This window comes from Campylobacter sp. 2018MI13, from assembly GCF_018501135.1.
Classification (GTDB): domain Bacteria; phylum Campylobacterota; class Campylobacteria; order Campylobacterales; family Campylobacteraceae; genus Campylobacter_E.
Genome location: NZ_JAHCZC010000333.1, coordinates 1 through 243, shown reverse-complemented (window position 1 = coordinate 243; position 243 = coordinate 1). Strand labels below are relative to the sequence as shown.

Below are 243 nucleotides of genomic sequence, written 5' to 3'. Positions count from 1 at the left end.
GTAGGGCGAGACACGTGAAATCTTGTCTGAAGCTGGGTCGACCACGATCCAACCCTAAATACTAATGTCTGACCGATAGTGTACAAGTACCGTGAGGGAAAGGTGAAAAGAACTGAGGTGATCAGAGAGAAATAGAACCTGAAACCATTTGCTTACAATCATTCAGAGCCCTATGTAGCAATACAGGGTGATGGACTGCCTTTTGCATAATGAGCCTGCGAGTTGTGGTGTCTGGCAAGGTTA

Annotated in this window: 1 rRNA gene; it reads left to right on the top strand. The window is 46.1% G+C overall.

From position 1 onward, the window contains the following. A 23S ribosomal RNA gene (locus tag KJQ99_RS10265) occupies nt 1-243 on the top strand; the annotation flags it as partial.